This window comes from Lacihabitans soyangensis, from assembly GCF_024343775.1.
Lineage (GTDB): Bacteria > Bacteroidota > Bacteroidia > Cytophagales > Spirosomataceae > Leadbetterella > Leadbetterella soyangensis.
On the sequence record NZ_RJUF01000003.1, the window covers coordinates 131,219 to 144,653 of the forward strand.

General features: G+C 38.5%; 12 protein-coding genes. 4 read left to right on the forward strand and 8 right to left on the reverse strand.

Features of this window, described 5'->3' with window-relative positions; all coding sequences use genetic code 11:
* Both EGI31_RS02590 and EGI31_RS02595 read right to left on the reverse strand, forming a co-directional pair.
* Complete coding sequence (locus EGI31_RS02590) at positions 1 to 765, reverse strand: exodeoxyribonuclease III (protein WP_255035575.1); 765 nt, start codon at positions 763 to 765, stop codon at positions 1 to 3.
* The gene (locus EGI31_RS02595) at positions 762 to 1,121 is read right to left on the reverse strand and encodes a hypothetical protein (RefSeq protein ID WP_255035576.1); all 360 of its coding nucleotides are present in this window, start codon (positions 1,119 to 1,121) and stop codon (positions 762 to 764) included. The genes EGI31_RS02590 and EGI31_RS02595 overlap by 4 nt, the downstream gene beginning before the upstream one ends.
* Before the next feature lie 6 nt (positions 1,122 to 1,127).
* On the opposite strand from EGI31_RS02595, the gene EGI31_RS02600 reads away from it, so the two are divergent.
* Positions 1,128 to 1,832: a ComF family protein gene (locus EGI31_RS02600; RefSeq protein WP_255035577.1), complete on the forward strand. Its 705-nt coding sequence runs from the start codon at positions 1,128 to 1,130 to the stop codon at positions 1,830 to 1,832.
* Positions 1,833 to 1,871: 39 nt separating this feature from the next.
* Here EGI31_RS02600 and gldJ read toward each other — a convergent pair whose 3' ends face one another.
* The 4 genes from gldJ to EGI31_RS02620 form a co-directional block, all read right to left on the reverse strand.
* Positions 1,872 to 3,140, reverse strand: a complete 1,269-nt coding sequence (gldJ, locus tag EGI31_RS02605) for a gliding motility lipoprotein GldJ (RefSeq protein WP_255035578.1) — start codon at positions 3,138 to 3,140, stop codon at positions 1,872 to 1,874.
* A 62-nt stretch (positions 3,141 to 3,202) separates the two neighbouring features.
* On the reverse strand, positions 3,203 to 6,565 hold the full coding sequence (gene mfd, locus EGI31_RS02610) for a transcription-repair coupling factor (protein WP_255035579.1): 3,363 nt from the start codon (positions 6,563 to 6,565) through the stop codon (positions 3,203 to 3,205).
* Between the two features lie 174 nt (positions 6,566 to 6,739).
* Positions 6,740 to 7,555, reverse strand: coding sequence for a sugar phosphate isomerase/epimerase family protein (locus EGI31_RS02615; RefSeq protein WP_255035580.1), 816 nt, complete (start codon positions 7,553 to 7,555; stop codon positions 6,740 to 6,742).
* Positions 7,556 to 7,653: 98 nt separating this feature from the next.
* Positions 7,654 to 8,538, reverse strand: coding sequence for a PPK2 family polyphosphate kinase (locus EGI31_RS02620; protein ID WP_255035581.1), 885 nt, complete (start codon positions 8,536 to 8,538; stop codon positions 7,654 to 7,656).
* A 456-nt stretch (positions 8,539 to 8,994) separates the two neighbouring features.
* On the opposite strand from EGI31_RS02620, the gene EGI31_RS02625 reads away from it, so the two are divergent.
* Positions 8,995 to 9,744, forward strand: coding sequence for an NIPSNAP family protein (locus tag EGI31_RS02625; RefSeq protein ID WP_255035582.1), 750 nt, complete (start codon positions 8,995 to 8,997; stop codon positions 9,742 to 9,744).
* Between the two features lie 81 nt (positions 9,745 to 9,825).
* On the opposite strand, the gene EGI31_RS02630 is transcribed toward EGI31_RS02625, so the two are convergent.
* Positions 9,826 to 10,791, reverse strand: a complete 966-nt coding sequence (locus tag EGI31_RS02630) for a DUF4382 domain-containing protein (protein ID WP_255035583.1) — start codon at positions 10,789 to 10,791, stop codon at positions 9,826 to 9,828.
* A gap of 227 nt (positions 10,792 to 11,018) precedes the next feature.
* Here EGI31_RS02630 and EGI31_RS02635 point away from each other — a divergent pair, with 227 nt between their 5' ends.
* A complete protein-coding gene (locus tag EGI31_RS02635; protein WP_255035584.1) occupies positions 11,019 to 11,663 on the forward strand; it encodes a DUF2306 domain-containing protein in 645 nt (214 codons plus the stop codon).
* A complete protein-coding gene (locus EGI31_RS02640) occupies positions 11,660 to 12,493 on the forward strand; it encodes a hypothetical protein (protein WP_255035585.1) in 834 nt (277 codons plus the stop codon). The genes EGI31_RS02635 and EGI31_RS02640 overlap by 4 nt, the downstream gene beginning before the upstream one ends.
* A 60-nt stretch (positions 12,494 to 12,553) precedes the next feature.
* Here the strand turns inward: EGI31_RS02640 and EGI31_RS02645 are convergent, their stop codons facing one another.
* Positions 12,554 to 13,387 (reverse strand): winged helix-turn-helix domain-containing protein, encoded by an 834-nt coding sequence (locus EGI31_RS02645; RefSeq protein ID WP_255035586.1) that lies wholly within the window; start codon positions 13,385 to 13,387, stop codon positions 12,554 to 12,556.
* Between the last annotated feature and the right edge of the window lie 48 nt (positions 13,388 to 13,435).

Below are 13,435 nucleotides of genomic sequence, written 5' to 3' on the forward strand. Positions count from 1 at the left end.
TTATAGACTCAACTCCACTGAAACAGGGCAATGGTCAGACATGACCACATCTGCATGTATTGTAGAATCCGAAACTATGTTTTTGTGGCTCTCGTTTACAAAAATGTAATCAATACGCCAGCCCAAGTTTTTAGGCCTCGCTCCTGCCCTATACGACCACCACGTATAATGGTGAGGGTCAGGGTTTTTCAGCCTAAAGCAATCAATAAATCCACTATCAAGAAACTTGCCAACCCAAGCCCTTTCACTTGGTAAGAAACCAGATGTATTGGCGTTGGATTTAGGATTATGGATGTCTATTTCGGTATGGCATATGTTTACATCACCGCATACAAAAATAGGTTTATCAGACTTTTCTAAAGAATGTATGTAGTCATACATATCGTCAAGAAAAGCCATTTTTATCTCTTGTCTAATATCTCCAGTGGTCCCCGAAGGAAAGTAGGCACTCATCACGTGAAACTTTTCAAAAGTTGCGGTAATGGTTCTACCCTCTGAATCGTATTGATGAATACCAACACCATATTTTACTTCCAGTGGTTTTTCTTTACTTAACAAGCCCACACCGGAATAACCTTTCTTTTGTGCCGGATACCAAAGACAATGATAACCCAATGACTGAAAAATAGGTTCTACCAGCTCAGTTTCAGACAGTTTTATTTCTTGTAAACAAAGAACGTCAGGATTGTGGCTTTTAAGCCATTCTTCAAGGCCTTTGTTCAGGGCAGATCTAATACCGTTTACGTTGAAGGTAGTGATTTTCATATATGTAGGCCAATGTCGTTTCTAAAGTATTCTATTATGTAATGTTTGAGTAATTGTTCCTGACTCAAAAGATCAAAAGAAGGCAAAGGTTTTATCAGTTTCCAATGCGGCCAGCCTTCTGTATCGATTCCGTCCAATTCATAAAAACCACCTAAACTTAGCACTTTGCATATAGCTATGTGCATGAGGTCTTGTTTTTCTTCTTTTGAAAAACGCAAATTACCTTTGCCTAATTCCTGAATTCCGATTAAAAATAGAACTCCGTTTAAGTCAGATGGTTTTTTACCAGTCGTTTGTTTTAAAAAACGAATTAAATTGTCCCATATTTCTTTATTATCTTTGATTTCTAACGACATACAATTATGAAAACCACATTTAAAAGATACCTCAACTTACTTTTGGATTTTGTTTATCCTCGGGTCTGTGTGAGTTGTGAAAAAAATTTACTTGGTCCAGAGAACCATTTGTGCATAGAATGTCTGTTCTCGATTCCTAAGACAAATTCTCATTTGCACCCAATTGAGCTTTTAGAGCGAAAGTTTTGGGGAAAATTAAACGTGAAACAGGTGTATTCTTTTTTGAAATTTTCTAAAAAAGGAAAAGTTCAGAACATTCTTCATGCACTTAAATACAAAAATAAGCCAGAATTGGCAGAATATATTGGAAAAATGTATGCAAATGATTTAAACAGTGTGGATTTTGCTGAAAAAATAGATTTGATAGTGGGAATTCCGCTCCACACAGACAAGCAAAAGCTTAGGGGCTACAATCAGGCCGATGCTTTTGCGAAAGGCCTCTCAGAGGTCTTAAAAACGCCTTATGACGACACTTCAATGATACGTCAGACATTTACGATTTCTCAGACCAAGACTGGGAGCAGGTTTAAAAGGTTTAAGAATATTGAAGGAGTTTTTGTAGTTGAAAAACCAGACAATATTAAAGGAAAAAGAATAGCTCTAGTGGACGATGTGCTTACTACAGGATCAACTTTAGAAGAAGCTGGAAATGCACTCCTAGGAGCTGGCTGCGTGGAATTGTATATAATAACAATCGCCTCGGCTTACTGAAAAACCGAGGCGATTAAGTATTTATTCGAGACTAAATTCTTACAAAGATTTCTTTCCTTTAGGCCCTACTGAAATCATTGCACATCTGAATCCTATAGTGGCTGTTGAAGAGTCCTGATCCAATGATCTTCTTGTACCTGGAGACAACCAGTAAGCGATATCGTTCCAAGAACCACCTTTGTAAACTCTTTGTTTGTTGTCTATCAAGGAGTTAAAGTTTTCTTTGTCGTAAAGCTTGGCTTCGTCTTGGAAGTCGCTTCTACGGATTGGGTTCAAGTCGTTAAAGTCTTGGTAAGAACCTTGTCTGTAAAGGTCATATACCCACTCGTTCACATTTCCGGCCATATTGTACAAACCAAAATCGTTAGGAGCAAAAGAATAAACCTCTTCAGTAATGATTGCCTTATCGTTTTGTTTTCCAGCTATACCAGCGTAGTCACCACGGCCTCTTTTGAAGTTGGCCATCATATTTCCTTTGTTTTTACCTTTAGCTTTACGCATGGCCGAGCCATCCCAAGGATAAATTCTCTGATTTGACTGGTTCTCGTCGATGTATTGCGTTCCAATCATACTTTTTGCGGCATAGTCCCATTCAGCCTCAGTAGGTAGTCTAAAGTCAGGAATGTTAATACCTGTTTCTATAGGCACCCTACCCGTTACTTTTGGTGCGGCAGCAACTTCTGCAGCAGCCCCTTTCTTTTTCTTACCAAACGGAAGACCGCCCTTTTTCTTAGAACCGTCGCCATATTTGGCTGACAGGCCTGCATTCACAACAGCAGAACGCCATTTGCAATAGTCATTGGCCTGAATCCATGATACTCCCACAACTGGAAAGTTTCTGAAACCAGGGTAACGAAGATATTGATCTACGTATTGGTCGTTGAATGACATCTCGTTTGCCCATACAGTAGTATCTGGCAAGGCAGCTTGTACAAACTCACGAGTTGAGTCTTGACCGATAGAATAAATGTATTCGAGATAGTCAATGTTGGCTATTTCGGTTTCATCCATGTAAAAAGATGCTACGGTAACCGTACGCTCAATGTTATCGCGGGTGTAGGTAACATCCTCTTCAAGTGTACCCATGGTAAAACGTCCCCCCTCGATAAAAACCATGTTAGGACCAGCAGGTTGTCCAGCAAAAGAAGCTACTTGAAACCCTTCTTTTCCTTTTTTAGCATAGGCTGCTCCAGTGGTTCTACTCTTTTTACCTGGATTTAGACTAGTTGCTTTTTTACCTTTGCTACATGAGGTAGCTACAAAAAGAGAAAGTGTAAGCATTGTCACACTGAAAATAAGTCTCTTCATTCTTTTTTTATTTTGTTTTCTGCGAATTAAAACACAAAAATAGTTTAAAATATATTATTAAGTCATTTTTTGGCATCAATGAAAGCCACAATTTTTTCGAATAAATCATTGATTTTGTTGATATTAACGGTGTTTTCTGCTGAAAATATCAATTTGTCTTTGATTTGCTTTAAACTGCACTCTTTAGGATGCAATTTTATGTAATCAAGAATTTTGCCAAACTTATCCGTTTGATAATAATCTTGGTGCTTTTCTGAAACGAAATACCCTTTAAGGATATTATTTTTAAGTGTTATTTTTTCAAAACCTATGTATTCGGCCTTCCAACGCACTTTTACGATCTTGAATAATTCTTCTACTTCTTGCGGTAATTTTCCAAATCTATCAATCAATGAAACAGATAATTTGTTGAGTTCGTCCTCAGTTTTGAGATCATCTATGGCATTATAGACCGAGAGTCTTTCAGACATGTTAACAATGTAATGGTCAGGGATTAATATTTGGAGGTCGGTTTCTATCTGACAATCTTCTACCTTAAAGGTTTTTTGTGAAAGCTCGCCTGCAAATAAACTTTTGAATTCGTTTTCTTTTAATTCTGCAACGGCCTCGTCCAATATCTTGTGATACATATCATATCCTAGGTCATTCACAAACCCGCTTTGCTCCGCACCAAGTAGATTTCCAGCTCCGCGAATGTCTAAATCTCGCATGGCAACCTTAAATCCATCCCCCAAATCCGTGAATTCCTCTAAGGTTTGAAGGCGTTTTCTGGCATCTTTGGTGAGCCCAGAACTCGGTGGACCCAAAAGAAAACAGTAGGCTTTTTTGTTTGATCGCCCTACCCTACCCCGCATTTGATGCAAGTCAGAAAGACCAAACATGTGGGCTTGATTGATAATGATGGTATTGGCGTTTGGAATGTCAAGTCCCGACTCAATGATATTGGTGGAAATCAAGATATTTATCTCGTTTTCAATAAACCGCATCATTACTTTTTCGAGTTTGTCGCCTTCCATTTGGCCATGGGCAATGCCTATTTTGGCCTCTGGAACTAAGCGATAAATGATATTGGCTATGGACTCAATATCTCCAACTCTATTGTGCACAAAAAACACTTGGCCGCCCCTGTTGAGCTCATAACTGATGGCGTCACGGATGATTTCTTCCTTGAAAACCTCAACCTGAGTGGTTACGGGTTGGCGGTTGGCAGGCGGAGTGGCTATTACTGACAAATCGCGAGCACCCATAAGGGAGAAATGCAGTGTACGAGGAATTGGCGTAGCTGTAAGTGTCAAAACATCTACGTTTAGTTTCAATTCCTTTATTCTATCTTTTGATTTAACACCAAACTTTTGTTCTTCATCGATAATTAATAGCCCCAAGTTTTTGAACTCTATATTTTTGTTGAGCAATTTGTGCGTGCCTATTACTATATCCACTTTGCCTTCCTTCAGCCCCTTCAGAGTTTTGGTGTTGTCGGCTGCTGACTTGAATCTATTCAAATAATCGACGTTAACAGGCATTTTGGCAAGTCTTTCAGAAAAAGTTCTGTGGTGTTGCATGGCCAAAATGGTGGTTGGAACCAATATCGCCACCTGCTTGGAGTCGTTTACGGCCTTGAAAGCCGCACGAATAGCTACCTCAGTTTTTCCAAATCCAACATCACCACAGACCAATCTGTCCATTGGATACGGTTTTTCCATATCCTCCTTGACTTTTGCGGTAGCAGAGGCTTGGTCGGGCGTATCCTCATACATAAATGAAGATTCTAGCTCAATCTGCAGGTAATTGTCCGGTGAAAAAGCGAAACCATGAACTTCTCGCCGTTTGGCATAAAGAGCTATTAACTCTTTGGCAATGTCTTTTACTTGACGTTTTGCCTTCGATTTTTTGTTTTCCCAATCGCCCGAACCCAACTTACTCATGTTTGGAGCATTTCCTTCTTTGCCTGAGTATTTGGCTATTTTGTGCAAACTGTGGATGTTGATATACAGCAGGTCGTTGTCTTTGTAGACCAACCTGATGGCCTCTTGTTTTTTGCCACCTACATCGATGGTTTCCATGCCCGCAAAGCGACCAATGCCATAGTCTACGTGCGTCACATAATCACCTGTTTGTAAGGTTTTTAATTCCTTTATGGTTAGGGCTTTGGACTTTGAAAAACGGTCTTTTACCTTGTATCTGTTCAGCCTTTCAAATATCTGATGGTCGGTGTAAACAAGTATTTTATTCTGGAGGTCTATGAAACCTTCTCTGAAATTGGCATAAACCGAAAGAAACCGAATCGTCGGGTTGATTTCTGTGAAAATGGTTTCTAGTCTATTGAGCTGTTTGAGCGAATCAGAACTTATATAACATGAAAATCCATTGGCTTGATTTTCGGCGATGTCATTTATTAATATTGTAAAGTCCTTATTGAAAGATGGTTGTGGCTTTGATGAGTAGCTAATTTTATGTGATTCTTTAAGGAAGCTTTTTCTGCCAAATTCTACGGTAGGATAAATTTTGAGGAAATCAGTAAATTCTTTTTTAGCAAGAAAAGAATGGTCAGGTTTAAACAAAAGATTGATGTCTCCCCCACTTGCCATTTTGGAATCATAAATTTCGGTTATCCGACGGAGGTTGTCCTCTACTCTATCCTGCGTAAAAGCAAAGTCTTTTATCCAAAGCGTAGTTTTTTCAGGAATAAAACTGAACACGGGAACGGTCTCCTCGAAACGAAGTTTCTCATGGATGTTGGGCACAATACTAATGGCATCCATGTTTTTGTTCGAAAGCTGTGTTTCGGTATCGAATATCCTTATGCTCTCTATTTCATCGCCAAAAAGCTCTATTCTGAAAGGTGTGTCTGCTGCGTAAGAATAGACATCGAAAATACCACCTCTAATGGCAAACTGACCAGGTTCATAAACGAAATCTGTTTTTTCGAAATCGTAAGAAACCAAAAGCTCCGTAACGAAATTGAGGTCAAGTGTATCACCTACTTTTACACGTAATGTGTTGGCTACCAGTGTTTTTTTGCTTACCACTTTTTCGGAAAGGGCTTCAGCATAACTCACGATAAGCAATGGATCAACAGAATTATTGAGGCGATTGAGCAGCTCGGCTCGCTGGATAACATTAGCGTTTTCTATTTCCTCATATTCATAAGGTCTTTTGAAAGATGCCGGGAAATACGCAATTTTTGGACTTTCGAAACCAAAAATATTCTGCAAATCATTGAAGAAATATAAGGCATCTTCTTTGTCTGGTAGTACAATCAAGCTCGATTGAGGATTACTCTGATAGGTTGCAGCAACCAAAATAGCATCCAGACTTCCTGAAGTACCTTCTAGGTGAATTTTTGAATGCGTTTTTTGCGACAAAACGATGTTTTGTACAAAACTATCTTCGGAGTATATTTTTAGGAAATCCTCTGAGTTCAAAAGCAGCCTGTTTCTTTTGATAAATGCATTATAATAATCTATAAATACCCTTATCGAGATTAAATTATTTTATTGAAAAGCACTCTTTTTGGCCGCTAATGTTTTGGCCATACTTGAAAACCATAGCAAAGATACTAAGAAAGATGATTTTGCAGGAAATTTCATTTCAAAATATCAAGACATTCGGAGTATTCCACGAAGATAACCCACGGACTCCGTGAGGCCGTAAGCGGCATTTTCGGCATCTTTTTCGTATTCTACTCCTATAATTCCCTCGTATTTGAGTTCTTTGAGAACTTGTAAGTATAAAGAAATGTTCATGACTCCCCTTCCAATTTCCACATTTTCGGCCTCAGGTTTTTGGGAATTGAGGTCTTTCAAGTGAATATCGAAGAGTCTGTCTCTAAATTTACGAAATTCCGCCGCTGGGTCTTGATTTAGCCTAAAAGTATGCCCCGTGTCTATGCAAAGGCCGATTCGAGCGTCGAGGTTTTTGATTTTTTCATACACGCTAGCTGGCGATGGAAAGATTTTATCTTCTGGTCCATGGTTATGAATGGCTATTTTTACATCGGTGGCTTTAACCATTTCTTCTACTTTGGTCAACAAATGGTGTTCAGGTGCCCCAACTATCATTTTCAAGCCAGCGTTTTGTGCATATTTGAAGTATTTTTCTACTTCTTCGTTGGTTTTCATGTAAATAACTCCCCCAGCGTATACATTTAAGCCGTTAGATTTGAATTTTTCAGCTGTGGCTTTTAATTCCTGAGGTGAGGCATCATAAGGTAAATGAAAACTCTTGAGGCATACATCTTTTATGGCTAGGCTTTTCATAATTTCTATGACTTGGTCCACAGAATATTTGCGTAAAGTGTAAGACGCCAAACCGATTTTTAAACCTTGAAATGCTGGTAAAGACTCAAAATGGGCCTTCGTTGACAATGCCAAAGAACTTAACCCGAGGGTTTTGATGAACTGTTTTCTTTTCATTTTTTGGTTGAATTTACGGAACAAATGTTTGTTTTTTGCGTTCTAGGTATCACCAATGTCAATGACTTTACTGGTTTTAACAATTTAGGAAAATTGTTTTACCCTTGATTCTGCTGTTTGATGGTATCAATCAAACCTAAAAGCGTTTGTTTCCTAGCTTCATCAGGTTCTGGATAGCTCATTTTTAGTTCTTTAAGCCTTTCTACAATTATTTTAGCGACAATTAAACGCATGTTTTTTTTGTCGTCGGCGGGTATCACATACCATGGATTTTGTTTGGTAGCTGTGGTGTTTATCATTTCTTCGTATGCTTTTTGGTAATCGTCCCAAAAGCCCCGCTCTTTGATATCTCCTTCTTCAAATTTCCAATTTTTTGTGATGTCTTCTATCCTCTCTATCAGGCGGTTACCTTGCTCCTCTTTGGATACATTTAAGAAAAACTTTAAAACCACTATACCATTGTTGGCCAGGTAATCCTCGAAGTTTTTAATGTCTTGGTATCTTTTTTCCCAAACACCCTTTCCTTTTAATTCATCAGGTATTTTCTGGTAATTTTCTAGTATTTCGGGGTGTACTTTCACCACCAAAACTTCCTCATAGTAGGAACGATTGAAGACCTGCATCTTACCTCTTTCTGGCAGTTCTTTAAAGCACCGCCACATATAATCATGGTTAAGTTCGGTTTCTGAAGGTCTTTTGAAAGAATAAAAACTCAGTCCCAATGGGTGAACTCCCTGAAAAACAGCCTTCATGGTGCCATCTTTTCCGGCAGCATCCATCGCCTGAAAAACAGCTAAAACACCATATTTGGAGTGGGCATACATGATGCTTTGCAACTCGTCCATTTCGGTTTGCAGTTTTTTCAGAATCTCCTCATAGTCAGCCTTATCCTCGTAAAAATCTTTGATTTTTGTTGGATGGCTTGTGGGTTTATATTTATCGTTGCCAGAAATTTGAAAGTTTTTTATGTCGAAATTTTTCATTTTTTAAGATAATATTGGTTTGAGCAATTCACAATTTGACGCAAAGAATACAAAAGGTTTCACGGATGTTTTTGGTCAAAAAAATAATTTTTTATGCAAGATATTTATTTTATTCGAAGAAAATAATTGAGGATAGTTGATAATGTAAGATGAGATGTTTGGTGGGGATGTTTGTGAGGACACAAACATTGGCGATTGAGAAGTTTGTGCAAAGACATACTTGGACTAGATGGACATAAACATGGGCCGAAATGTTTGCGAGGACACAAACACGGGCGATTGGGGATTGAGAAGTTTGTGCAAAGACAAACTTGGACTAGGTGGACATAAACATGGGCCGAAATGTTTATGAGGACACAAACATTGGCGACACAAACATATGCATCACAAACGGGTAATGTGTTTGGGTAAATACAAACTTTGATTTACATTTGATAAAAAAACAATTCGACCAAAATGAAAAAAACAATTTTACTGCTGATGGCTATGACCATTTCTGTTTTGAGTTTCGCCAAGAAAAAGCCTTCTAAATATTATGAACTTAGGGTGTATTATTGCCATCCCGGTAAACTACCTAACTTAATAACCAGATTTACAGACCATACCACCAAACTTTTTGAAAAACATGGTATGGAAAACATAGGATATTGGACACCAACAACGGCAGACAATAATGTGCTTTATTATGTGTTGGGCTACCCAAGCAAAGAGGCAAGAGATGCATCTTGGAAGGCATTTGGAGCAGACCCAGAATGGAAAGAAGTGGCTAAAAAGTCAGAAGAAAGCGGTAAAATTGTGGCCAAAGTAGAGTCTAAGTTTATGACTCTACACCCTGAACTCACCAAGAAAATTAAATTTCAACAAGCCAATCCAGAGCGTTTGTTTGAAATGAGAACCTACTATTGTTTGCCCGGAAGGTATCCAAACATTGTAGCACGTTTCAGAGATCATACGAGAAAGCTTTTTGAAAAGCATGGAATGGAAAACGTTATGTATTTTGAGACTATTGAAAAAGATGGTGGTCAGGCTACCCTACTCTATTTTCTTGCTCACAAAGATGCAGATGCCGCAAAAAAATCATGGGACGGTTTCAGAGCTGACCCAAATTGGATAAAAGTACGAGATGCTTCTGAGGAGTCTGGCAAAATTGTAGAAAAAGTGGAATCTGTATTTATGAAACCTGCGGGTTTTTCGAGGATAAAATAGAAAGAGAGGGCTCATAATTGCCCTCTCTTTTGAATCTATTAATCTGAAAAAAGCTATGCGGTTGTGTGGAAAAAACGGAGGTTAATTCAGAATGCCGCCTAAAGAAATACTAAGTGAAAGGTTGGTTTGAGCCCCAGCGTTTACACCAACACTTTTTAGGTCTACATTACTCTTGATATTAAGCAGTGTATTTAAACCCAAGCCTAAAGCATTTTTATCAGGTTTGTCACAGTAGACTTCATACTCACCAGCAGGCAAATAGGCTAAAGTAAAGTTACCCGCACCATCAGTTTTGGTACTTGTAATGGCATTGGCAAACTTTAAATCGCTTGAGCCTTGGCCATTTATTTCCTTACTGCTGTTAAAAGTTCCCTTTTTGTAAACATACACCACAACATCAGACTTTGCGATGGAATAATTTTCAATTTTGCCCTTTAATGTTCCAGTGGCCGCTTTGTTTTCAGCCCTTACGGCAGATTTTAGTTCACCAAGTGTAACAAAGGCAAATCCATTATTTTTGGATTTAATGGACTTTCTTAAATCAAAATCCATTACGATTTCGGTGTTTGCGTTTTCATTTATGGTGAAGTTTTTTGGTTTGAGGTCAATTTCTGTGGCACCATTTCCGGATATTTCAAGGGCTTGTTTTGTACCGTTTGTTTTGGTTATATAACACCCAGGAGCATTTTGAGCCTCGTCTTTGGTAGCGTCAATCACCAATGTGAGCGTACTATACGAATCTACGGCCGCATCACCTTTGCCTAACTCGAGCGTATTGCCATTTTGTAGTGCCAAAAGATTAACCGTTTTTGGCCCCTTAAAGCCCGAAAATGTTTTTCCGTCTACTTTTATCTCTGTGATAGTCACGAAAACAGCAGATACATCGCCTTGGTCTATTGGTGCGTCAGTGATGCTCAAGCTGAGGCTACCTTTGGCAGAATCAGTATTGTTGATGTCGTTTTTTGGGCCAAATAATTCGGATTCACACGAGATGCTGAAAACAGACAAAGTGACAACGGTGGCGATTAGTTTTTTTAGATTTTTCATAATTAGAAATGTTTAGTTAAAAAGAAATTCCATCAAAAAGGCCCATTCAGAACCTGCCACAAAGGAGAAAAGCCCAACTTAAATGGAAATTAAATCAAGATTAAATTTTTTTTAATGTGTTCGTGGAGGATTAAAATTGTGATTTTCGATAGTCTTTTTGGCTTTATGGTGATAGATTTACGTTAGAAAACTATTGTGATAGACGTTTGATATTTAAAAGATTTAATTTGCATTTGTGCTTATTCGGCTTGGTGGGACTAGCCTTTGCGGCCGTAATGGCTTCCAACACCCTACCCTATTTCGACTTCGTCCCGCGTAAAGGTTTTCTGGGTACTAAGACATTTGCAGTTACTTCTAAGCTTATTTTTAGAATTGGCTTTTACTTGCACATCAGTTCTGCATTGGTGGTTTGGCTGGCGGGTATTCCACAGTTTTGGCCAACCTTGATTCTGAAATATCCGAAATGGCATAGAAATCTGGGCAAAATTTATGTTTTCGGAATTCTTGCGTTGGCTGCCCCTTCAGGTCTTATTCTTGCTCGATTTGCCAACGGGGGGTTATCGGCACAAGTCGGGTTTGCTTTGCAATGTTTGGTGTGGTGGTTTTTGACTTTCAAGGCGTTTATGTTTATCAGAGAAGGAAACATTTCCGAACATGTCCGTTACATGATCAGAAGTTTGGCAGTAACCTTTGCGGCATTTAGTTTACGTACAGAGAGTTATATCATGTATCAATATTTTGGTACAAAACCCATAGAAACCTACCTCACTGTGGTTTGGTTAAGCTGGGTGGGCAATTTTTTTCTGGCAGAAATTTTAATATTAACTAAAATAGACAGATATTTCGTAAAATTAATAAACCCCCTAAAATGAAAACTAAACTGTTATTGATTGCTGTAATTGCTATTTTTTTAACCCAACTATCATGTGCCGATAAGAAGAAAATGGTATTACAAACCCACAAAGAGGCTGTGGATACCCTCAGCACCGGCTCCAAAGATACTTTGGTGAAATTTGCAGACATAGACATTCATAAGTTGCTAGATACGAGCGATCTATCTCGGATGTTTTGTAATTATGATTCGCTCGGGGCGTTTGATAATCGCTTTGATGGCTTTTTTGGAGAGGATCATTATCGTATTCAGTTCTATTTTGCTAGCGTAAAACGTGACAGTGTCAACCATTTGGTTTATAACATCGAAGGGAAAAGCAAATTCAAAGAAAATATAGCTCCCTTTAAAGGAAAAATAGTGCTTGAAAAAGCAAGAAGCTTTACTGATCCTAAAATAAACTTGGCTGAATGGAAATACAATGGGGATTCGTTAACAGGGATATACAGCTTAGTTGGGCGGTTGATTTTGGAAGAAGACAAAAAGCTTGGTCATGCGGGTGTTTTTAATGGTGATTTCAGAGTGGAGTTTGCCAATATGGCCAAAAGCGATAAGTTTCTGTGGTTTTACTCACCTTCCATTGGCTCCAAAGGGGCTGGATTTGCTTCGGCAGGAACTTGGCAACAATACGGAAAGCCTAATGCCAAGCCATTTGTATTTGGTAGAGATATTTTTATGTTTGCCAATGATATCCTAGCAGACTTCAGCTATGGTGAAAGAGATATTCAAATCAATGAAAAATATGTACACCTCGGCTGGGACAATTACTGGGAGCAAGATGAATGGTGGGTAGAATCTAAAAAGGCGATGTGAAGTACTTTTATCAATCTAATAGCCAAGCACTTTGCTTTTCAAGTGTTTGGTTATTAACTATTAAACCTCCAGCTTATACCCCTTCCCATGGCTGTTGGTGATTTTGACGGAAGGATCTCCAGCAAGTTTTTTACGGAGTTTTGATACCAATACATCTAAGTTTCGGCTGATAACAAATACGCCCTCATTTTCCCAAATTTCTTTAAGAAGATGCTCTCTAGCAACGGTTTCATTGGGTTTTTCAAGAAGAAGATTCAGCAGCTTGTTTTCTTTTTCTGAGAGTTCAATTTTTTGAAATTCTAGGACCAGAACACCCGTCTGTTGGAAATAATTAAATGCCCCAAGTTTCTGAAAATCACCTGCATTTTCGGTAGAAATGGTTTCATCTTTTTTGTTTTTTCTAAAGAATACGACATAAAAAAGTAATAGAACCAAGAGAGCTACAAAAGCTCCCCAAAGCATGTTGGGATTAATGCCTGATTGGAGCACTTCTATTTCTACAATATAACAGTTCTCGGGTAATCCTCGACCCAAGCAGGTTACCTCTTCCGTACTTTTAGGACTCCACTCAAAGCCATATACCATTTCAGTTTTTTGGCAGGTAAACACACTCACACGATACTGGTTCTGGGGATTGCTATTTTGAAGGGTTTTTATGGTAATATTGGCCAAACTATCCGGCATTATCTCAAAACTATTTTCGAACCTAATCTGATAAATGCCATTTGCGGTTTTCTGAATAGGCATGATGCGAGACGTGGAATCGCCCGAGGCTAACAATAGTTGATGCCCAATAGTACGAAAAAGTACTATTCGGTGTTTTTCATCATCCTGTGTTCGGCTGCATGAAAACCCCAAAAACAATAAAAGAAATAGAAGTATTTTGCTTTGCATTGTGTTGCAAGATATTTCAAAAAAAGCTCATCTTACTTATCTTTTGCG

Bases quoted from the DNA above. Each gene is read 5' to 3' on its own strand.
- EGI31_RS02620 (WP_255035581.1), bottom strand. From the start codon at position 8,538: ATGAAAAATTTCGACATAAAAAACTTTCAAATTTCTGGCAACGATAAA.
- EGI31_RS02600 (WP_255035577.1), top strand. From the start codon at position 1,128: ATGAAAACCACATTTAAAAGATACCTCAACTTACTTTTGGATTTTGTT.
- gldJ (WP_255035578.1), bottom strand. From the start codon at position 3,140: ATGAAGAGACTTATTTTCAGTGTGACAATGCTTACACTTTCTCTTTTT.
- EGI31_RS02640 (WP_255035585.1), top strand. From the start codon at position 11,660: ATGAAAACTAAACTGTTATTGATTGCTGTAATTGCTATTTTTTTAACC.
- EGI31_RS02590 (WP_255035575.1), bottom strand. From the start codon at position 765: ATGAAAATCACTACCTTCAACGTAAACGGTATTAGATCTGCCCTGAAC.
- EGI31_RS02625 (WP_255035582.1), top strand. From the start codon at position 8,995: ATGAAAAAAACAATTTTACTGCTGATGGCTATGACCATTTCTGTTTTG.
- EGI31_RS02595 (WP_255035576.1), bottom strand. From the start codon at position 1,121: ATGTCGTTAGAAATCAAAGATAATAAAGAAATATGGGACAATTTAATT.
- EGI31_RS02630 (WP_255035583.1), bottom strand. From the start codon at position 10,791: ATGAAAAATCTAAAAAAACTAATCGCCACCGTTGTCACTTTGTCTGTT.
- EGI31_RS02645 (WP_255035586.1), bottom strand. From the start codon at position 13,387: ATGCAAAGCAAAATACTTCTATTTCTTTTATTGTTTTTGGGGTTTTCA.
- EGI31_RS02615 (WP_255035580.1), bottom strand. From the start codon at position 7,555: ATGAAAAGAAAACAGTTCATCAAAACCCTCGGGTTAAGTTCTTTGGCA.